Below are 19360 nucleotides of genomic sequence, written 5' to 3' on the forward strand. Positions count from 1 at the left end.
ATTACCGCGCACGCGGTGCTTCAGACAAATTGCGACTACAGGGATTGGGACTGCTGCGCAGTCCAGCGGGAGCAAGCTCCCTCGCCACACAGAAGGCGACATCTGCAAATTTTCGGAAATTTCGTACAGTCATCGCAGACCCAATTCTTGATTGCTGCGACTAGCGTGAATAAGGATTGAACTCGCAAAGGACGCAACGGAATGCGTAACCCCCCAAATTCACATCGGCTCCGCCGAGGGCGTTGTTCGGAGTTAGGACGTGCTTATCTCATAACTACTGTGGTGCATCAGCGCCGCAGAATATTCAGCGATTGGCAGATGGGGCGTTTGTTGATAGCGGAACTCAGGCGAGCTCATGACCAGCGATGGGTCGATTCGATAGCCTGGGTGGTGATGCCTGACCACTTACATTGGTTGGTCCAGCTGGAAGAAATGCATATTGAACGTCTGATGCAAGCGGTGAAATCCCGCAGCACATTGTCGATTAATCGCGCCCTGAACCGAAAAGGCGCGTTTTGGCAAACAGGCTATCACGACCGCGCCATCCGTGATGGTAAAGACTTGAAACCCCTCGCCCGTTACATCATTGCTAATCCGCTACGAGCAGGATTGGTGGAGCGGATTGGCGATTACCCGCTTTGGGACGCCTGCTGGCTCTAAAGCTCCCACTTCCCCTGTGGCGAGGGAGCTTGCTCCCGCTCGGCGGCGAAGCCGTCGTATTACCCGCGCATGCGGTGTTTCAGACAGATCGCGATTAGAGGGATTGGGGCTGCTTACGCAACCCAGCGGGAGCAAGCTCCCTCGCCACAGGTACAGTTTTCTTCAGAAACCACCCCCACTCAAACCCCGCACATTTTTTTCCCCATCACCAACCACCGTCTAAGCTTCAGTCAAGTCCGATCAATCTGCGTGAATGGATCAATCGACTATGGGCGCTTTGTGGCAAACCGATTCGAGTAAAGCCGTGGTTCCGACTGAACGTGTGGATGAAGCGCCTGTCCCCCCCAAAAAACGCCGCAACCGGCATGGCTGGAAGGCGTTCTGGTTATTGCTGCTGATTATTGCCATCGTCGTGGGTCTGGCCGCGAGCAAAGAGATGCGCACCTCGCGTTTTCAGTCCCGGGAGCTGAGCCAGTACGCCGCCTCGCTCAAATATCAGCTGGAGCCGGGCCCCAGCGAAGCGATCCGCTATCCGGGCAATGGGCCGTTCGATCTGCGTCTGGGTTACAGCTCTCTCGATGAATTTTTGCCGCGCCTGCTCAAGCGCGACTACGTGATCACCGAGCAGACGCGGTTTTCTCCGGCGCTGCTGAGCTACACCGACAAAGGCCTGTTCGTGCCCTATTCGGAAAAGATCCAGGCCGGATTGTCGATCACCGATTGCCGCGCCGCGCCGTTGTATCAGTACAAGTATCCGCAGCAGCTGTATTCGAGTTTTGCAGCCATTCCGCCGGTGGTGGTCAGCAGTTTGCTGTTCATCGAAAACCGCTTTCTGCTCGATCCCAAGCAACCGCTGGCCAACCCGGCGGTGGACTGGCCGCGCTTCGGCATGGCCGCCTGGTCGCAGGTGGCGAAGCTGCTGCACCTGCCGGGGCAATCGGCGGGCGGCAGCACTTTGGCGACGCAACTGGAGAAGTACCGGCACTCGCCCGATGGCCTGACGGTGTCCGGTGCGGAGAAGATCCGCCAGATGATTTCCGCCAGCGTGCGCGCCTATCAGCCCGGGCCGCAAACCCTCGGCGCGCGGCAGAACATCATCCGTGACTACCTCAACAGCGTGCCCCTCTCCGCCGTGCCGGGGCATGGTGAAGTCCATGGCATGGCCGAAGGTTTGCGGGTCTGGTACGGCAGCGATTTCAACCAGGCCAATGCACAGCTGAACAGCTCGGCCACCGACCCGAAAACCATGGCCGACAAAGGCTTGGCCCTGCGCGAAATGCTCTCGCTGATGATCGCCCAGCGCCGTCCTTCGCATTACCTGACCAAGGGCCGTGAAGAACTCGCCGACCTCACCGACAGCCACTTGCGCCTGCTCAAGCAGAACGGCGTGATCGACAGCGCCCTGGCCGATGCCGCGCTGGCGAGCAAGGTCACTTACCGCGACTGGCAGACCCAGCCGACCCTCCAGCCGATCGAAACCAACAAGGGCATCAGCGTTGCCCGCAGCCGTCTGGCGACGATGCTCAATCGCCCGCTGTACGACCTCGATCGGCTCGACCTGTCAGCCACCAGCACCTTGCAGGGCGATCTGCAAACCCAGGCCACCGACTACCTGAAAAAACTCGCCGATCCCGCGTTCGCCGGGCAGATCGGTCTGATTGGCGAACGCCTGCTCACCCCCACCAGCACCACCCAGGTGCGCTACAGCTTCACCCTGTTCGAACTGACCCCGGACGGCTCGCGGGTACGCGTGCAGACTGACAGCACCGATCAGCCGTTCGACATTAACGAGGGCAGCAAGCTGGAGCTCGGCTCGACGGCGAAAATGCGCGTGCTCACCACTTACTTGCAGATCATCTCCGAACTGCACGACAAGTACGGCGCCATGAGCGTGCCGGAACTGAAGAAAGTCGAGGTGCCGGATCAAGATCGTCTCAGCCAGTGGGTGATCGATTACTTGATCCAGAACAAGGATCACGACCTGTCGAAAATGCTCGGTGCCGCGCTCGACCGCAAATACTCCGCCAGCCCCGGCGAGGCGTTTTTCACCGGTGGCGGCCTGCATGTGTTCCATAACTTTCGCAAGGAAGACAACGGCCGCATGCCGACCTTGCGCGACGCCCTGCGCGAATCGATCAACCTGCCGTTCATTCGCCTGATGCGCGATGTGGTGCGCTACGTCACCTACTCCGGCCCCAACAGCAGCGCCGAATTGCTCAAGGACGACCGCGATCCGCGGCGGCAGGAATACCTGGCCAGTTTCGCTGACCGCGAAGGCACCTCGTTCCTGCTCAAGTTCTGGAAGAAGTACAAGAACAAGGACACCCAAGCGCGCCTCGACACCTTCCTCGACAGCATGCGCCCGACGCCGATCCGCATGGCCGCCGTGCATCGTTACCTGCTGCCCAATGCCAGTCAGGAAGACTTCAACAGCTTCGTGCGCGCGCACCTGAAAGGCGCCAAGCTCACCGAAAAACTCACCGACGATCGTCTGATCCGGCTGTACGACGCGTACGGCCCGGGCACCTACGATCTGCCGGATCAGGGCTTCATCGCCAAGGTGCACCCGCTGGACCTGTGGTTGATGGGCTACCTGCTGCACAACCCGGATGCCACCTTCAGTCAGGTCGTCAAGGCCAGCCAGTTCGAGCGTCAGGAGGTCTACAGCTGGCTGTTCAAGAGTAAACACAAGGGCGCCCGTGACAGCCGCATCCGCACCATGCTCGAAATCGAAGCGTTCCTCGAGATTCACCAGCGCTGGCAGAAAGTCGGCTATCCGTTCGACCATCTGGTGCCGTCGCTGGCCACCGCCATTGGCAGCTCCGGCGATCGCCCTGCCGCGCTGGCCGAGCTGATCGGCACCATCCTCAACGACGGCGTGCGCATGCCGACCCTGCGCATCGACAGCCTGCACTTTGCCGCTGGTACACCCTATGAAACGAGACTGACCAACGACCCTCATGTGGGCAAACGGGTGATGTCGTCGGAGGTCGCGACGGCGATGCGCGAAGCCCTTTCGCAAGTGGTGGACTCGGGCACGGCGAAACGCGTTTCCGGCAGTTTCAAAACCGCCGACGGCACGCCGTTGGTGATGGGTGGCAAGACCGGCACCGGCGACAACCGCATCGAAGCCATCGGCTCCGGCGGGCGGATCCTCAGTTCCAAGTCGATCAACCGCACCGCGACCTTCGTGTTCTACATCGGCAACAACCACTTCGGCACGCTTACCGCGTTCGTCCCCGGGCGTTCGGCGGAGAACTTCAAGTTCACCTCGGCGCTGCCGGTGCAGGTGCTCAAGGGCATGGCACCGATCCTTTCGCCGTATCTGCAGCCGGGTACGCATACCCTGTGCCAGCCCGACCCGATGACCGCAGCACGTTAGGCTGGCGCCTGGGTGGTAACGGAGTATTTTTTGCCGTTGAATTTCCGCTGTTTCGCGGCGTAAACACGCCGCGCTTCCAACCTGTTTTTGCGCTTTTTTCGCGCCGGGTCATTTCTTAGTCTGATCGTTCCATTTTGATCAACGGACGATCAGGCCATGCCCAACCCTTCCCTGACACTGTATCGATCGCAGCAGACGCCTTCTGCCCAAGGTCATAAAAGTGTCCATCACGATCTGGTTAAAAATGCCCTTCCCGACTGGCTGTACAAGGCTTCGGCAGCACGGGTCGAATCATTGAAAAACGTCACCTTGACCATGCCTGCATGGCATCGCGGCGCTGCGGCCAGCGAGCATCAACGGCTCAAGGATGAAATGCGCCAGGCATGGACCGCGCAGAACAACATCGATCGCGCACTGAGCAAGCTGCAGGATGCGCGCACCTTCGCCAGACCCTTGCTGCAACAGGCCTTGAAGACGCGCTTCGGTGTCGAGGACGATGTCGAGGACACCTGGGTGCGGCTGTACATGCCAGTCAAAACGTCCTGGTGGGCGCATGACTTTGCCAACGGCACGCAGAGTCGCACGGTGTCGCTGCTGGACGCGGCATTGCATAACTTTTCCAGCGACGAAACGTTCACTGCCGACTCCTGCTTTATCACCCGTCCCGATGCGCTCGGGCAGTTTTCGGTCAAGGCACTCAAGCACAAGATCAGCATCGAGCAATTCAAGGCATTGTGTCGCGAGCTGGATATCGGCGCGCGCTACCAGACCCATTTGCACGAATTCGTGCTTTCGAAAAACCAGGTAGCCCGTCAATACCTGCAGCTCAAGGTGACGCACAGCCAGAAACAGACACTGCGAGTCGCCGCGCGCATGGCCCTGCTCAAGGGCGACATCGACCGTCAAGCATTTGAAGTGGTGCAAGGCATGCTCGAAGACCGTGCACAAGTACTGTGGCACGGCAAGGCTGTGCGCTATCACACGCTGACGATGATGGACACACCACTGACAGGCATTGTACTGATCAGTGCCGACCCGCTTGCCGCCGCACGGCCCTTGCCGGTTCTGGCCTATGTGCCCCACGACCCGGAACACCCACTCAAGCAATATCCCGATTCACTGGCGTTCATGGCCGAGCTGACCCGCCAGTTGCGCGACACCTCACCGTCCTCGTCTTACCAGCAGTTTTTCAGTCAGTTTGTCCCGCAGCGCCAGCGAGGCTATTTCTTCGCCCGACTGAACGAGCGCCTCAGCCATGTGACATGGCAGGCGACGCCCTCCGGGTCGAACTTGCCCAACTGGCGCGATACGCCTGTGAATCATCCCAACCTGCAATTTCGCGTAGCGCCGGTTCAACAGGATCGCGAAACACGCTTTACCGGTGACCTGTGGCAGTACCTCTACCAACAGAAACTCAACAAGATTCTCAACGATGCCCGGGAGATTGCGATAGCCACCGAATACGCCGACCGCATGGCCCGTTGGGCATGGTGGGACAATCTGGAAAAAATCCTGACGGACATGCTCAATCTGGCGATGCTGGTGGCCGTGCCCTTCGTTCCCGAGCTGGGCGTATTGATGCTGGCCTATACCGCGTACCAGGTCACCGATCAGATTGTCGAGGGAATCGTCGACCTGGCCGAAGGTCACTTGGCCCAAGCCGGTGCTCAAGCCATCGGTGTGCTGGAAAGTATCGTGCAACTGGGGATTTTCGCTGCGGGTGCCAAGCTGGGCAGCGCGGCACTGGTCAGGCTCTCGCCGTTTTTTGAAAGCCTGAAGCCGGTAAAACTCAGCGACGGCCAGACGCGCCTCTGGAACCCCGACCTCACTCCGTATCGCGTGACCGACCAGATACTGCCCGCCACCACCCGTCCCGATGCGCAAGGCTTGCACCCGCTGGGCAGCAAGCACGTGGTGAAGCTGGATCAGCAGGTGTTCGAGGTGACCCGGGATCCACTGAGCGGTGAACACCGGATTCGTCATCCACGCCGCCCCGACGCCTACGCGCCGACACTCAGGCACAACAGCCATGGCGCATGGGTCTGTGAATCGGAAAACCCGCGCCAGTGGCAAGGCCCGCAGTTGATGCGCCGAATCGGCCACGCCACCGATGGATTCAGCGATGCGCAACTGGAACAGATTCGCCAGTTGACCGGCACCGATGAGAACATCCTGCGGCGCATGCATGTGGAAAACGCGCCGCCCCCGCCTCTGCTGGCCGATACCCTGCTGCGCCTGGCAAGCCAGCCGGCACCGGAGGACGCGGCGCCGGCTCTTTCTGCCCCGGCCGCCCGGGTACTGCGTGACTGCCCGCAACTGACGCCGGTGCTGGCCGAACGTGTTATTAGCCAAGCCCGTCCGCTGGAGATGCAGCGGATCACCCTGCGACGGCAGGTGCCGTTGCGTCTGAAAACCCTGGCTCGCGAGCTGGAGTTTGAGGTGCAGTCGGTTCGAGCGGCGCAAGGGCTGCAACGCGAAGCGCTGATCACGGTCGAGAGCGAACGCCTGGCCTTGGGCGCGTTGCGTCATCACAGCGATGCCTTTGGCGCGCTGCGGATCGACATCCGTGACGGAACATTCGACGGCCCCCTGCGCAGCAGTGCCGGCGCCGAGTCGGCCGAGCGGGTCCGGGTGCTGGTGCGCACTGGCGAGAACCTTTATCAGGTGCGCGATGGCTCGAATCAACTGCTGCGCCGGGCTTGCGGTCTGTATGAAGCGATTCTCTACGCGAGCGAACATCAGGGCCGAAGCGTACTGGGTTACAGCACCGGCGATGCCGAGCAGCTCAAGCAATGGATCATTGCCAAAACCACCGCCCCGAGCGAACGGCGCACGGTGCTGGCCGAACCGCCGATCCGCCCCGTTGTTCAATTCGACACCCAACTGTTGGTGCGCGGAGGCGGTTTGAGCCGAGACGGCGCGAGCCTGCACGAACGCATCGAAGATCTGCATCCGCACTTCACTGCGCGCGAGGTCGATGCCTTCGCCCAGGCCTTGACCGAACAGGGCGAACCGCTCAAAGCCATCGAGGCAATGGAGAACGATCTGGATGAACTGCGTGAAACGGTCAATCGCTGGCGCTATCAGCAACCGGACACCTGGGGACCGGGCAGCCATGACTTTCGCGATGGCGGCGGATTACACATTCACGAACGTCTGCTGGCTTGCTTTGAACGCAAGACTGAACACTTGGGACAACGCAGCGATCCATCCTCTTACGCGCTGGATCTGTCGCGCGAAATGCTTCCCCTGAACCTGGAAACCTGGTGGGCCAAACGTCCGGAACTGAAAAAATTCCTCGACAAGGTCACCGTGCTCAAACTCGATAACACACGCTTTGCCACTGATTCCAGCGGCTTGCTCAAGGACTTCCCGCACCTGATCGAACTGAGCGCCAAAGGCTGCGACCTGCCCCGTTTGCCAGAGCGCATCGGCACGTCCTTGCGCCGCCTCGAGCGCTTGCGTCTGAGCGATAACAAGATTGTGCTGGATGCCGTCGCCGTCGAGCGTTTACGCAGCCTGACGTACCTGGAAGTGCTGAAACTCGATGACAACCCGCTGGGGCTGTCGCCGAACCTGTCACGCATGCCCAGGCTCAAGGTGGTGGGCCTGCAGAACACCGGGCTGACCGCCTGGCCTGAAGGCATTCTGGCCAGACCTCGTCCCCGTGGCTTATTACTTGACCTGCGCGGCAATCCGCTGACGACAATTCCGGAGGTGGTCAGCGGCTCCGAGGCACAGTGGCTGGTGGCACGTACACGCCTGGACGTGGTCAACCTGTCTGAGGTCAATCAGGTGATCTATCAGACCCATCGACGCGCGGTGGGCCTGCCCGAGGAAACGCTTCTGCCGGCCGACCCGGTACGCAATTTCTCGATCATTTCCGCGTTTGGCGCCGATTATTGGAGTGACGTGCCCGGTTGGGGCATCAACCGGGAAACGCCTTGGTCGGAGCTGGTGGAGGAACCGGCTGCGCAACCGTTCATGGCGACGCTGCTCGGTGTACGCGAATTCGCCGACTACCGCGCCGGCGGTGAACTGCGCCAGCAACTGATGCAGCGTGTGTGGCGCATGCTCGATGCCGTGCACCACGACAGTCGGCTGCGGGAAAAACTGTTCACCATGGTGGTCGCTCCGGTGGACTGCGCGGACGCCGGCGCTCAGTTGTTCAACCACATGGGCATCAACGTGCTGGCTTCCGAGGCCTATGCCTACGCGATCGGCCCCCGGGAACTGGAAAACAGACTGGTCACCCTGGCCCAGGGCGCGGCGCGCCTGGAACAGGTGAACGACATTGCCCGTGCGGACGTCGACAGCCGCGGCGGCAATCCTGACGATGTCGAAGTCTATCTGGCGTATCAGACCGGCCTGGCCAGACGCCTGGGCCTGCCCTGGCAGACCGAATCCATGTTGTTCCGACCGGTGTCGGGCGTGACTGACGCGATGATTGATACAGCGTACGACACGGTGCTGGCACTGGGTGAAGGCGATGGTCTGGTGGACAAGATGCTCGAACAGGACTTCTGGCAGAACTACCTGCAAGAACAGTTTCCAGCGCGCATGGCATCGAACAAGCATCGCTACCTGAAGCTGTTCGAACAACTGGAAACCTTGCGCGAAGTGCAGCAGGAATGGCTGGATTCGACCACCGATCAACAGCGCGCCGAGCGGCGCAGCCGACTGCGCGAACTCGCTGCCGATCTGCCGATCCCCGAAACCGTGCTGTTCGCTGATACACCGATCAGCGAAGCGACCTATAACCGCGTGCTGATCGATTTGGTGGATGAGGAAAGGGGTCTGGCCAGACGCTTGACTCGTGATGCCATGAGACGCGCCGGTCTGTAACGGTAAACCGCGCTGGCACAATCGCAGGCGTGCGCCGCCGACCAATTGTGNCAGTCCGGTGGCAGAACGGCTTTCAGCCAATCTGCCACCGGAAAAGGAGCGCCATGGCGGTGTTAGACACCCGAGGGAGGAGTGGCACTGAAAATCAGTTGTACGGTGCCATGATAGGTCCCGGGTTTGTAGCCATCGGCAGGCGCCTTCGGCTGGATCTCCAGTGCAAAGCGCCCACCTTTTCTGGCCTGCTCCGCCGAAACCACTTCCCGGGGGATGGGGTCATGGCTCAACGGCTGACCATTGAAACTGACCTGCAAAAAGATAGCGTCCCGCCCGTTGAACAGATAGGGCTCGGCGTCCAGCCGCGCTTCGATTGCGCTGGTGCTGTGTTTGACATCGAAATTCTTGCGCAGCCCCTGCAAGGTCGAGGTATGAATATTCCACGGCAACGTCTGTTGCAGGTGGATCCAGTTGGCTTCGGCGGGAAGCACATAGAAGTCCAGAGTCGGTATATCCACCGACACCTCGAACGTGCGCGCTTCCCTGGCCGCGAACGCTTGCGCACTTGCCAGCGCCATCACGCTGCACAAAGCGATGGTCGATTGCTTGATCATGTCAGCTACCTGTTGCGTCGAAAAAAGCGGCAGGGCGAATCCCTCTTTTGCCGCCGCGGGTTACTGGCTGGCGACGCGCAGCGTTTTTCTGGCTGCACCTTCGACCAGGTTGAAACGGTATTCCCGGCCAGGTTTCTTCTCGAATTCGAACGACTTGCCGGCCAGTAGGTGGTGCTTGGTGGTCGGCTCGCATTCGGTCTCTTTCTTTTGCGAGCAGTTGCGAAACTCATCGATCACCACCACCGTATTGCCGTTGTTACGCAGCCGATAAACCCCGGCACTGTCATCGATGACCGTGTCGAACCGAGCATTTTTCGGCCGGACAAAGAACACCGTGCCAAACCCGGTCATGACATTGACGCCGGCCGAGAGGTTTTCCTTGTAAGCCTCGCGCTCTTCGCTGGAAACGGCGAACTGGTCTTCCTTTTCCGGCACCACCGGCACGAAGCGCACCCGGAAATAGCGCTCGGTATCGCGCTTGCCCATCAGCACCAGACGGGTGGCCTGCATGCCGTTGGCCGGCACAATCAACCGTGCCGGACTGGCCATCAGTCCATCACGGCTGCTGCCATCGGCTTGCTGCCTGACCGGGACTTCGCGGTGGCTGCCATCAGCGTCGTAAATGATCTCCAGAATGTTGACCTTGACGAATGCTGTGCCGTCGCCACTGTTGAACACGCGCTTGAGATAGGTGCTCTTGTCGCTGTCGAGGTAGTCGTAGACCGTGCCGACATTGATTTGTGGCCCGGCCTGAACACCTGAGCAAAACAGGCTCAACCCCAATAAAACCCATAGACCTTTCATACCTGTGAACCTCGTGAAGTTGAACACGGCGCTGGCACGCCTCATTGATCTACGGCCCATCAAATGTCCGAATCCCAGATCACCGTGACATTGCCGACATAGGTGCCACCCTGCCCGGGCATCAATATGATCGGCAGAACATATTCCGGGATCGCAAAGTGCAGGACACCGGCGCCTCTATCCACATAAAAACCGGGCTGGAACTGTTGCGCGCTGGCTTGACCTACATGCAGACGACGACGGTTGACCGGCTGTCCGGAAAGGTCGGTCAAGCCACTGGGCAACGTGACGCTGACCTGTACTTCGATGTAGTTGTTCGCCGAAGCCGGGTTGTGAATCACACATTCGAAAATGCCGCGGGAGTCGCATTCCAGATGCATCTTGAAACGCGATGAGGCCGAAATATGAAAAGGCTGATCGCGAAACAGTCGCACCGGTTTGCGTCCGGCCTGCAACCAGCTTTGCCAGCCACCGGCAGGCACCAGGCGGACTTTTTCCCCGCCGGGCGGAATGTCGATTTTCAAGGTGTGCTGAACTTCCAGGTTGAAATCCAGCGTCAGGTCGGTGTCGTCAGGAATCATCACGTCACCAAAATCGAAATCGCCTCCAGGTCCCATGCTGTATTTCAACGTACCGGTGTAATTGCCGGACGACATTTTCAACGGGTTGGGGGTGCGCAATTCGTAGGCAAAATCGAGGTAGCCATACGTCATCCCGGGGATGTTGAATTGAGCGATTTTGACGCAGGAACGTTCATCGGGAACCTTCCAGAAAAAAGCGTATGTCTCCGCCCCGAAAAAGCCCATTCCCGAGGTACCACAGGGGGAAGCCGGATTGACCCAGCTATACCCGTGCCACAGGCGGTTGTGACCTTCACTTGGGGTCGAGGATCCCGTCAGACTGGCCGCTGAATGACTCAGCACATAATTGGAACCCACACCTGAGATACGCACCTGCAGATTGCTGGTTTCGCCGGTTTCGGTATTGTTGACGGTCAAGGTGCGCCATGCCCCCGGCACCTTGAACATTGCACTGTTGCGCTGGCTGGCATTGGCCTGCATGGGCTTATTGGAGTTGACCCGGGTCATGAGCCGCAGGCTGAAGGTATCGATGTCGCGGCAGATTTGCGGGTAGTACTCGCAATACCCGGTTGAAGGTGTCTGGTTGATGAACTCGTTTTTCTGCGGGTTGGCCGGATCGGGTTTGAACAACGCTCTGATTTCCAGTGACGCCGCCTCAACGGGCGGTGCCGCCAACAACCCCAGCAGACACAACCACTGGCCACGGCGCAGCCAGCCCGACGCGCATTTTTTGAAGCTGACCATTCAACTGGCCTCCTGTCGTATGAACGAGACGTCGGCCAATGTGTCGGGTGAGCAGCGCAGATCGCCGATCATCAGCACGTTGCTTTCACTGCGGTGTTTGTCGGTATCGAGCCGGAACTGGCATAACAACTGGTCGGCGTAGCGCACTTCCAGGGTCGGTGAGCCAACATGCATTTCCATCGAAAAGAACCCGTCGACCTCGCTCACCCCACGGCTGGCGTGGTTGATCACGTGGTGGCCCTTGAGCGGCCGCCCCTGTGGATCGAGCAAGCGTCCAAGCACGGTCACGGTTTTCATCACGCGCACCTTGCGGTACTCCACGCCGCCCTTGTTCAGGTGGTAGCGGGTGCGTGCCGGTTCGATATTCGCGGCGGGGGCGTGATTGCCTTCGAAGTCAAAACTCACCGAGCTGTTCTTGTAGGCGGTCAACGGGATGAAATTGCGCCCCACCCGCAACGCCGCGCTGCCTGCGCCGAGATCGTCGGCACGCAAGGCAATGTCGTCGATGTCTGACTCGACATCGACAATCATCCCGGCGCCACGCCCCAGATGCTGGCTGGTCATGACCAGTTGCTGGCCGCCCATGACAATCGTGCTGTCGAGATTGAGGCCGCCAGTGAAGTTGCCGTTATAGGACGAGCGCTGAAGAAAGCCGTCGCCATTGACCTGATCGGTGCGAAAGTTGGCCAGACTCGCCAGGCCGACACCGTACGTGTCGGTCAGCGCGGTGACCGACACGCTTTGCAGAACATGGTCCTGCAGGTCTTTGCGATAGCCGAACGAGCCGTTGTTGTCGCGGCTGCCATCACGGGCGGTACGGCTGCCGATACTGGCGGACAGTTGCTGGCTCGGCCCGCCCAACGCCATGTTGATACTCAGGTCGATCCCGCGATTGCGTGCATCGCCGCTGCTGTAACTGCCCGGCCGATCAAACAGCGACAGGCGCCAATTGGCGTCGCTGCCAAACAGTTCGGTGCGTTGCGTCCAGCCCAGGTCCATGCCCACGCCTTCGACGTTGCCTTCGCTGTGCGAGACCCGCGCACTCAGAGAGTTCTTGCGACTGATGCGGTGGTTGAGCGCCAGCGACGAGTTGCTGGTTTCGCCGGTGAACACGTTGCGCTGGCGTACGCGGGTGCCATCGGGCAGCGTGTCGTAGCTGTTGCGGGTGTCGAGCCAGCTGCGGTTGTGGCTGACCACCAGACTGCCGGCGCCATAGTTGTACAAGCCCTGCACATCGGCGCCGGTGCCGTGATCTTCGGTCTGGTAAAGGTTGGCGTAGAGGCTGATGCTGTCCGCCAGGCTCCAGTCGATCGAGCTGCCGTACTGCAACGCATCGCGGACCTGGCGCGCCGACAGGCCGAGGATCACTCGCGGATGCAACAAATAGTTGAGCGCGGCGCCGGCGGTGAGATCGCCGCTTTGCTGTTGCTCCCAATTGCTCAGCAGTTTGCTTTCCTGCCCGGCGAACACGTTGTAGCGCCAGCGCTCGTCGAGGTTTTGCCAGTTGACCGGTTTGTAGACCAGCTCCTGAGTGGTCGAGGTGGTCTGGCCATCCTCGATCAGACGCACTTCCACCTCATAAATGCCACCGGGCAGCGGCCGGGTGTCGAGGGTCTGCAGACCGGCAGTGACTGACTGGGTGTTGATCAACAGTCCATCGCGATAGATCTCCACCGATGCCTGGCGATTGGCGGTGACGAAAATCGGGTAGACGCTGGGCCGCGGGCTATCGACCGCCAGACTGTCGGAGCTGCCATACATCACGCCGACCGCCGTGTCCGGGCTGGTGCCGAACGAACGGGGCTGGCGGGTCAGGCCTTCGGAATTGGGGGTGAAATAGCCCAGACGGAAAAAACTGCCCTGCAGTTCGCGCTGGGTGTAGAGCTCGTGCACCGCGTGATAGGTCTTGGTGTCCGGCCCGCCGAGGCGCGCCAGCTGCATATTGAAGGACTGGCTCCAGTTGCCGAGACTGGCACTGGCTTCCAGACCGAAACGTCCGCCCAGATCCTGATCCTGGCCGCCGTTGAGGTTCAGCTGATTGCGCAACATCAAGCCGTGGCTGCCACCTTCCGGCTGTTCATGAAAACGCTGGACCTGCAGATCGCGCTCGGCGTTTGCAGTGGCGATCGACAGCAGCGAGTTTTGCAGGTTGTAATGCAACTCCAGCAATTGCTCGGGGCACTGTCCGCTGCATTTGCCGAGGGCCACACCGGGTTTGAGAATGCTGGCCCACGTTTGCTGTTCGATCGCGCTGAAACGGCTGTCACTGGTGTCGGTGAAGTCGAGCAAGGTAATGCGATCATCGCGTGACAACACAATCATTGCCTCGCCCAGCGGTTGTTGATCAAGTTCGACACGAACCGCCAAAGGCACATCAAAGAAATGCTCTTCGAAGTCCGCCGGTAGACCTTTCGCCTGAGCCAGCAAACTTCGCGGGGTATTATCGACTGGAGGCGGCGCCGCCAGTACGCTGCTGCTCAAAAGCAACGCAAGCGCAGTCGCGATGGGCGTCATCGGATACATGAATTAATACTCTGATTACCGGAAGTAAAAGCCCGGCCGGGCAACTTGCAAGTTGCAAATCGCCGACCGGTTACGCCACTTGAACAAGTAACGTCAGGTATTGCCGTTCTTACTTAAACCGAAGGTTCGACGACCAGCATGACCACACCGGTGTAGTCGCCTGCGGCCGGTTTGGCACCGGTGGCGCTGATCTTGAACGGTGCGCGATAACGGGTATTGGACTCGGTATCACCCACCACTTCCTGCGAAGTGGTGGTCAGTGTCTTGCCGTTGAGTTCAACCTTCAGATCGATGGTCTGGTTGCCGGCGATGAGCTTCGGCACGCCTTCCAGACGCGCGTGAACCTTGCCCGCGGTATGCAGCACATCGAAGTGGCCGTTGACTTCGCGCATCGAAGCGGTCGCTGGGTTGTAGCTCATGTCCTGATCCTTGTTGACCAGATCGGCATCCACCGGCACCGCATAGAAGTCGTCAGCCGGAACGTGCGCCACGATGCTGATCGAGTGCTTGGCTTCGGTCGCGGCAAACGCCATCGAGGCGCTCATGGCCAATACAGTCAGAGGGGCGGCAAAGGCGAGTTTCTTGAACATCATTGAATACCTGTCTTATATAAATTAGTTGAGTCGTCGACCCGTCAAGGCGAACGGAACAGTCACGAGCAGTCCGTGTTCACCGCTAACTTTCAACGCCGAAGCATGTTCAACCAATTCATCTTCAAAGTAAGCAGGCAACGTCCTGCGACCTTGTAGCCTGGACGCCATTAGATGAGAAAGAAAAAACCCAGAAATTCAGGAAAGTTCCTGTCCGACTGTAAGATACAGGCTACAGCGCGCCACCCGAGTGACTGTACGCGCCACAACTTTGCAGCAACTTCCGTCAGACATGTACGACACTTTGCCGGAAATAAAGGGCGAAACAGAACATTAGAGACTCAGCACTAATCTGCGCCTTTGTCGGGGGATTTAATACTGCGTTTTCTTGATCATTTTCCGGTTTTTTTTGGTCGCAGATTCGATCGATCAGGTGTGCACCGTTGGTCAGGCCCCCTTGCATGAGCAATAAGATATATCTTAAGTTGTATCTAAACACGACGAGAGAGAAAGAAAATGAGAGACCATCATGCCCCCCATCACCACCGCGAACACGGCGACGGCCGTGACGGCTTCGAAAAACGCCCCGGCCGTGAACGCGGCGGACGCGGCCCACGGGTGTTCGCCCCGGGCGACCTGAAATTGTTACTGCTGGCGCTGATCGCCGAACAGCCCTGCCACGGCTACGACCTGATCCGCCAGATCGAAGGCATGTTCGACGGCGCGTACAGCCCAAGCCCCGGGGTGATCTACCCGACCCTGACTTTCCTCGAAGAAAGCGACCTGATCAGTGGCGACGCCGAGGCCGGCAAAAAACGCTACAGCGTGACCGACACCGGTCGTCTGTCGTTAAGCGAGCAAGCCGTCGCACTGGACGGTGTGCGCATGCGCATCGACGTCAGCAAACGTTCGTTGCGCGGCCATGACCGGCCGCCGGAAATCCACGAGGCCGTGCACAACCTGCGCCATGCCCTGCAAATGCACCACGGGCGCTGGAGCGCCGAAGAAATCCTGCGTGTGCGTGACCTGCTCAACGACACCGCCAAAGCCATCGTCGACGGCCCCGCCGTTCAATCTGCCCCGGAGAAAGCCGAATGACTGCAGTCGATACCCAAACCATTCACCGCGTGATGCATGACATCAAACGCCGCAAGCTCGAAGTGCTGCGCGTAGTCGACCTGACCCCGCGCATGCGCCGCATCACCCTTGGCGGCCCGGAGCTGGCCGGGTTCATCAGCCTGGGCACCGACGATCACGTCAAACTGCTGTTCCCGCAGAACGCCGAACAGGCTGCAGCGCTGGAAACCATGGTGCTCGGCGTGGGCAAGGACAATGGCCCGATGCCCGAGATGCGCGACTACACCCCGCGTCGCTATGACCTGGAAAAACTCGAGCTGGACATCGACTTCGTCCTGCACGGCGATGGCCCTGCCTCGACTTGGGCCGAACAGGCCCAGCCTGGGCAATTCCTGCACATCGGCGGCCCGCGCGGCTCGATGATCGTGCCGGACATCTTCGACAGCTACCTGCTGATCGGCGACGAAACCGCCCTGCCCGCCATCGCCCGGCGCCTCGAAGGTCTGGCGGCCAATCGCAAGGCGCTGGTGGTGATCGAAGTCGAGAACGGTGCCGAGCAACAGGTGCTGGAGAGCGCGGCGCAGGTCAACGTGATCTGGGTGCTGCGTGAAGGTGGCAAGGACAACCTGCTGACCACCGTCAAACAGCTGCAGGTGCCCAAGGGCAATCTGTATGCGTGGGTAGCGACCGAGACCAAAGTCTCGCGGCAGATCCGCCGAGTGCTGCTGGATGAGCATGGGCTCAATGAACAGTTCGTCAAAGCCGCGGGCTACTGGCGGGCGGAAGGTTCCGCAGAAGAGTGATATCCCTTGTAGGAGCTGCCGCAGGCTGCGATCTTTTGATCTTGTTTTTGAACAATCANTCAACATCAAAAGATCGCAGCCTGCGGCAGCTCCTACAGGTGCTCTAACTTCGTGCAAATCTCCAGCGATCCAGGCCGATCACCAGCAAGCCAATCAGCACAAACCCCACCAATATCCCCCCGGCATTGATGAACACCTGTGCATAACCGAGCAGCGCCACATCAATGAACGGATACGCATACGCACCGAGCAGATGCCCGCGCAGCAACGCGTAAATGAAATACACCAACGGGTAAATCAGCCACAGCAGCAGGTGCCAAAGGCGCAACGTGCCTTTGGGTACGCAAAACCACCAGTAGCCGAGAAACAGCAGCGGCATCACGTCGTGCAGCAGTTCGTCAGCGATAAACTGCCAGCCCTGCGGATGCCACAAATGCCGCAGCAGAATGCTGTAGGCGAGACCGACCACGGCAATGCTCACGGCAATCCCGCTGCTGACCCACGGCTGCAGAAACCAGCGGCGCGCGGCGGATTCACGCCGGGTAACCGCAAAGGTCAGCACGCTCGCCACCAAGGTATTGGTCAATACAGTGAAGTAACTGAAGAAGCTCACCAGCCCGCCCAGCAGACTGGCGTCGACACTCAGCCGTGCGAGGAAAATCAGGTACAGCTGAATGCTCAGCCCGGCCCAACCGAGGCTGGCGATGACCGTGATCAGGCGTCGCCGCATAACGGCGTCCATCTCAGAGCGGTCGCTTGGTGCGCATCAGTTTCACGTACAAGCGCTCGACCTTCTCCCGTGCCCAAGGCGTTTTGCGCAGGAACGTCAGGCTCGACTTGATGCTCGGATCGCTCTTGAAGCAGCGGATATCGATACGCTCGGCCAACCCCGACCACTCGTAATGCGCCACCAGCGCATTGAGGATCTGTTCGAGGGTGACGCCATGCAGCGGATCAGGAGAGTGGTCGTTCATGCCAAGCCTTTGGACGGAGTGAAAATGCACAAGCCGCGCACCTTAGCCGAGGGGCCGGTCAGGTGGAAGGCCTTGCATCAAATGTAGGCCAACCGGAGAAGATCGCAGCCTGTGATCCGCGCCACAATGCGCCCGTTTGACGCACTGTTACCGAATCCGAAACGCTGCATGTCTGCAAAAGCCCTTTGTCTTTTTGTTACAGATCATTATCCTGCCGCCCTTCAGCTGAATCGCTTCACTGCCTGCGTCAAATTGAAGCGCTCGGTTCACCCCCAGAAAACATCAAAAAAAGACTGATCCATGCCTGATTTTTCCTTCTCCCGAGACAGCGCTATCTCAGCCCTGCGCCTGCTCGGTGGCTGCACCGCGCTCGGCCTCGCCACCTTCGCTCAGGCGACCCCCGCCTTCGACAGCGACTCACCGTGGATGCTCGGTGACTGGAACGGCACCCGTAGCGAACTCGCGGAAAAAGGCTACGACTTCAAACTCGATTACACCGGCGAAATGGGCAGTAACCTGCACGGCGGCTACGACCACGATCGCACCGCGCGTTACAGCGATCAGTTCGGTCTGGGCACACACCTGGACCTGCAAAAAATCCTTGGCTGGGACGACGCCGAGTTTCAGCTGACCATCACCAAACGCAGCGGCAACAACATCAGCAACGACCGGATCAACGATCCGCGCGTGGGCGGCTTCACCTCGGCCCAGGAAGTCTGGGGCCGTGGCCAGACCACGCGCCTGACGCAGATGTGGTACCAGCAGAAATTCTTCGATCAGAAGCTCGACATCAAGGTCGGCCGTTTCGGTGAAGGCGAAGACTTCAACAGCTTCCCGTGCGACTTCCAGAATCTGGCGTTCTGCGGCTCGCAGGTCGGCAACTGGGTCGGCGGCATCTGGTACAACTGGCCAGTCAGCCAGTGGGCGCTGCGGGTCAAATATCACCTGACCCCAGAGTTGTACTCGCAGGTCGGCGCTTACGAGCAGAACCCGTCGAACCTCGATCGCGGCAACGGTTTCAAACTCAGCGGCAGCGGCACCCAGGGCGCCGTGCTGCCGGTGGAGCTGGTGTGGACGCCAAAGCTCAATGGCCTGCCGGGCGAATACCGCGCCGGTTACTACTACAGCAGCGCCAAGGCCTCTGACGTCTATAAAGACCAGAACGGCCAGCCTGCCGCGCTGAGCGGCGAAGCCTACCGCAGCGCGTCGAGCAAACACGGCGTGTGGTTCGGCGCGCAGCAGCAAGTCACCAGCATTGCCAGCGATCATTCGCGCGGCTTGAGCGTGTTCGCCAACGCGACGATGCACGACAAGAAAACCAACGCGATCGACAACTACGTGCAGGCCGGCGTCGTCTACAAAGGCCCGTTCGATGCCCGCGCCAAGGACGATGTCGGTTTCGCCCTGGCCCGCGTGCACGTCAACCCGGCCTTGCGCAAAAACGCCGAAGCGAGCAATCAGGCGCAGGCGGTCTACGACTACGACGACCCGTCCTTTCTGCCACCGCAGGACACCGAATACAGCGCCGAACTGTATTACGGCGTGCACCTCGCCAACTGGCTGACCGTGCGCCCGAACCTGCAATACATCCGCCATCCCGGTGGCGTGAACGACGTCGATGACGCGCTGATCGCGGGGATCAAGATCCAGTCGTCGTTCTAAAAAACACTGAAGAAACCTGTGGGAGCTGGCTTGCCAGCGATGCGATTTCACATTCGCCATTATCGTCGGCTGACACTCCGCCATCGCTGGCAAGCCAGCTCGCACAG

The 19360-nt window shown here is 59.8% G+C and carries 13 protein-coding genes; 6 read left to right on the plus strand and 7 right to left on the minus strand.

Annotated features, from left to right (window positions below):
- The first annotated feature begins 201 nt into the window (after window positions 1–201).
- From ACTJKS_RS25535 to ACTJKS_RS25545, 3 genes are all read left to right on the plus strand, one after another.
- Window positions 202–660 carry an REP-associated tyrosine transposase gene (locus tag ACTJKS_RS25535; protein WP_108183695.1) on the plus strand — a complete coding sequence of 153 codons (459 nt, stop codon included), beginning with the start codon at window positions 202–204 and terminating at the stop codon, window positions 658–660.
- Between the two features lie 268 nt (window positions 661–928).
- Window positions 929–4042 carry a transglycosylase domain-containing protein gene (locus ACTJKS_RS25540; protein ID WP_108183696.1) on the plus strand — a complete coding sequence of 1038 codons (3114 nt, stop codon included), beginning with the start codon at window positions 929–931 and terminating at the stop codon, window positions 4040–4042.
- 156 nt (window positions 4043–4198) lie between these two features.
- A complete protein-coding gene (locus ACTJKS_RS25545) occupies window positions 4199–8887 on the plus strand; it encodes a dermonecrotic toxin domain-containing protein (protein WP_108183697.1) in 4689 nt (1562 codons plus the stop codon).
- A gap of 113 nt (window positions 8888–9000) precedes the next feature.
- Here ACTJKS_RS25545 and ACTJKS_RS25550 read toward each other — a convergent pair whose 3' ends face one another.
- From ACTJKS_RS25550 to ACTJKS_RS25570, 5 genes are all read right to left on the minus strand, one after another.
- Complete coding sequence (locus ACTJKS_RS25550; RefSeq protein ID WP_108183698.1) at window positions 9001–9495, minus strand: CS1 type fimbrial major subunit; 495 nt, start codon at window positions 9493–9495, stop codon at window positions 9001–9003.
- Window positions 9496–9555: 60 nt separating this feature from the next.
- The gene (locus ACTJKS_RS25555; RefSeq protein ID WP_108183699.1) at window positions 9556–10299 is read right to left on the minus strand and encodes a pilus assembly protein; all 744 of its coding nucleotides are present in this window, start codon (window positions 10297–10299) and stop codon (window positions 9556–9558) included.
- Between the two features lie 59 nt (window positions 10300–10358).
- Entirely contained in the window at window positions 10359–11624 is a 1266-nt protein-coding gene (locus ACTJKS_RS25560; RefSeq protein WP_108183700.1) for a hypothetical protein, read from the minus strand.
- Entirely contained in the window at window positions 11625–14147 is a 2523-nt protein-coding gene (locus tag ACTJKS_RS25565) for a CS1-pili formation C-terminal domain-containing protein (RefSeq protein ID WP_108183701.1), read from the minus strand.
- A 113-nt stretch (window positions 14148–14260) separates the two neighbouring features.
- Window positions 14261–14737 carry a CS1 type fimbrial major subunit gene (locus tag ACTJKS_RS25570; protein ID WP_174376817.1) on the minus strand — a complete coding sequence of 159 codons (477 nt, stop codon included), beginning with the start codon at window positions 14735–14737 and terminating at the stop codon, window positions 14261–14263.
- Between the two features lie 516 nt (window positions 14738–15253).
- Between ACTJKS_RS25570 and ACTJKS_RS25575 the strand changes: the two genes are divergently transcribed.
- Together ACTJKS_RS25575 and ACTJKS_RS25580 are read left to right on the plus strand one after the other, a co-directional pair.
- On the plus strand, window positions 15254–15835 hold the full coding sequence (locus tag ACTJKS_RS25575; protein ID WP_041068268.1) for a PadR family transcriptional regulator: 582 nt from the start codon (window positions 15254–15256) through the stop codon (window positions 15833–15835).
- Complete coding sequence (locus ACTJKS_RS25580; protein WP_108183702.1) at window positions 15832–16617, plus strand: siderophore-interacting protein; 786 nt, start codon at window positions 15832–15834, stop codon at window positions 16615–16617. Before ACTJKS_RS25575 ends, ACTJKS_RS25580 begins: the two co-directional genes overlap by 4 nt.
- 103 nt (window positions 16618–16720) lie before the next feature.
- Here the strand turns inward: ACTJKS_RS25580 and ACTJKS_RS25585 are convergent, their stop codons facing one another.
- A complete protein-coding gene (locus tag ACTJKS_RS25585; protein ID WP_108183703.1) occupies window positions 16721–17359 on the minus strand; it encodes a Pr6Pr family membrane protein in 639 nt (212 codons plus the stop codon).
- Between the two features lies 1 nt (window position 17360).
- On the minus strand, window positions 17361–17591 hold the full coding sequence (locus tag ACTJKS_RS25590) for a VF530 family DNA-binding protein (RefSeq protein ID WP_041068262.1): 231 nt from the start codon (window positions 17589–17591) through the stop codon (window positions 17361–17363).
- Between the two features lie 300 nt (window positions 17592–17891).
- Here ACTJKS_RS25590 and ACTJKS_RS25595 point away from each other — a divergent pair, with 300 nt between their 5' ends.
- Window positions 17892–19253, plus strand: a complete 1362-nt coding sequence (locus ACTJKS_RS25595; protein ID WP_108183704.1) for a carbohydrate porin — start codon at window positions 17892–17894, stop codon at window positions 19251–19253.
- Window positions 19254–19360 lie beyond the last annotated feature (107 nt).

It is taken from the genome of Pseudomonas sp. 22189, assembly GCF_052045635.1.
Taxonomy (GTDB): Bacteria; Pseudomonadota; Gammaproteobacteria; order Pseudomonadales; family Pseudomonadaceae; genus Aquipseudomonas; species Aquipseudomonas parakoreensis.

Bases quoted from the DNA above. Each gene is read 5' to 3' on its own strand.
- ACTJKS_RS25535 (WP_108183695.1), top strand. From the start codon at position 202: ATGCGTAACCCCCCAAATTCACATCGGCTCCGCCGAGGGCGTTGTTCG.
- ACTJKS_RS25540 (WP_108183696.1), top strand. From the start codon at position 929: ATGGGCGCTTTGTGGCAAACCGATTCGAGTAAAGCCGTGGTTCCGACT.
- ACTJKS_RS25545 (WP_108183697.1), top strand. From the start codon at position 4,199: ATGCCCAACCCTTCCCTGACACTGTATCGATCGCAGCAGACGCCTTCT.
- ACTJKS_RS25550 (WP_108183698.1), bottom strand. From the start codon at position 9,495: ATGATCAAGCAATCGACCATCGCTTTGTGCAGCGTGATGGCGCTGGCA.
- ACTJKS_RS25555 (WP_108183699.1), bottom strand. From the start codon at position 10,299: ATGAAAGGTCTATGGGTTTTATTGGGGTTGAGCCTGTTTTGCTCAGGT.
- ACTJKS_RS25560 (WP_108183700.1), bottom strand. From the start codon at position 11,624: ATGGTCAGCTTCAAAAAATGCGCGTCGGGCTGGCTGCGCCGTGGCCAG.
- ACTJKS_RS25565 (WP_108183701.1), bottom strand. From the start codon at position 14,147: ATGTATCCGATGACGCCCATCGCGACTGCGCTTGCGTTGCTTTTGAGC.
- ACTJKS_RS25570 (WP_174376817.1), bottom strand. From the start codon at position 14,737: ATGTTCAAGAAACTCGCCTTTGCCGCCCCTCTGACTGTATTGGCCATG.
- ACTJKS_RS25575 (WP_041068268.1), top strand. From the start codon at position 15,254: ATGAGAGACCATCATGCCCCCCATCACCACCGCGAACACGGCGACGGC.
- ACTJKS_RS25580 (WP_108183702.1), top strand. From the start codon at position 15,832: ATGACTGCAGTCGATACCCAAACCATTCACCGCGTGATGCATGACATC.
- ACTJKS_RS25585 (WP_108183703.1), bottom strand. From the start codon at position 17,359: ATGGACGCCGTTATGCGGCGACGCCTGATCACGGTCATCGCCAGCCTC.
- ACTJKS_RS25590 (WP_041068262.1), bottom strand. From the start codon at position 17,591: ATGAACGACCACTCTCCTGATCCGCTGCATGGCGTCACCCTCGAACAG.
- ACTJKS_RS25595 (WP_108183704.1), top strand. From the start codon at position 17,892: ATGCCTGATTTTTCCTTCTCCCGAGACAGCGCTATCTCAGCCCTGCGC.